Source organism: Xanthovirga aplysinae (assembly GCF_009711365.1).
Classification (GTDB): domain Bacteria; phylum Bacteroidota; class Bacteroidia; order Cytophagales; family Cyclobacteriaceae; genus Xanthovirga; species Xanthovirga aplysinae.
In genome coordinates, this window is the sequence record NZ_SMMB01000349.1 from 1 (window position 1) to 1,222 (window position 1,222).

A 1,222-nucleotide genomic window follows, 5' to 3' on the forward strand; every position below is an offset into this window, starting at 1 on the left:
GTTGTGTGTCACCCACCAAATGAAATGAATGAGAAATTAAAGATATTGTTTGATGAGGATCAGCATGATTGCTTACATCAACCTCCCAGTAATGGTTCATCAGAATACAAATTATTCAGAGAGCGTTTCAGGCAAAGAAACATTAAAGCTAAGTCGATTATCGAAACAAGTGAACAGCTTGAAGGTGTAGACTTTTTTCATGCATGCATTATGTTCATACACGGAGATTGCCCAGACGATTTTTTGCAGGCCTATAATTATGGATTAAAAAGTATTGAATTGAACCATATAAACGCAAAGAAATTTACTGCAGCAGCTTATGATAAATGGTTAATGTATCAAGGGAAACCACAAAAATACGGCTTGCAGTTTGTTCCAGATGGTGTGAGGCTGAGACTATGGGACGTTGATCCTGAAACTACAGATCACGAAAGAGAAAAATGGGATGTTTCTCCTCTTCGAAAACTTTATGAAATGGCTGAAGAAGCAACTAAAAAATACGATATGTCAACCTTTTCATTGGAAACTAAACCTCAATGGTTGAGAGATGCAATAAAAAGGTGGAACAATAAATAGATTACTGAATTAATTAAGGCGAACACACAACACCAGCTATCAAATCATGGTCGCGCAAAGCTTTCCCGCTAACCAAAACCACGATTGATAGCAATAACGTTAGCGGTCAGGCAAAAACGGCAAAACCAAAAGGCAAGGACTGAAATTAAAAATGAAGGAAATAATAATATTGACAATCATATCAGGATTCACTTTCTTGATTTTCATACTGACACTCTTTTGGGGTTTGGCAAAGAAGGACAAGAAACTAAAACTGATAGCTTTATTTTTCTTTTTTGCTTTTCTCAGCTTGACAGGTTGGACAGGATTTAAGTTTGTGAGCAAGTCTTATAATAAAGTGACTGAAATCTTTAAATCGAGATCAGGAGACGAAATTTATGATGCACTATTTGATAAAAGGCAGACGGACTGTGTTAAAATTCTGAGCTACCAAGATCAAGTTGTTCCTAAAATTGATTATGCTATTTGGCTACATTTTGAAACTTGTCCTAGGGAAGTTGAGAGAATTTTGCAAAAACATAAGTTTACAGAAAGCAAACTTTCAATTGGAAATTGGAATGGAAAAATTCCATATGGAGAAAATTTAGAATGGTTCAATCCAACAACATTAGGAGACACGATCATGGTTTATGAATACTCAACAAAT

General features: G+C 35.4%; 2 protein-coding genes. Both read left to right on the plus strand.

All coding sequences use genetic code 11. The features are described from left to right. The coding region (locus E1171_RS01095) for a hypothetical protein (protein ID WP_222931318.1) at nucleotides 1–576 on the plus strand (576 nt) is incomplete at its 5' end. Between the two features lie 151 nt (nucleotides 577–727). Then, the coding region (locus E1171_RS01100) for a hypothetical protein (protein ID WP_155203249.1) at nucleotides 728–1,222 on the plus strand (495 nt) is incomplete at its 3' end.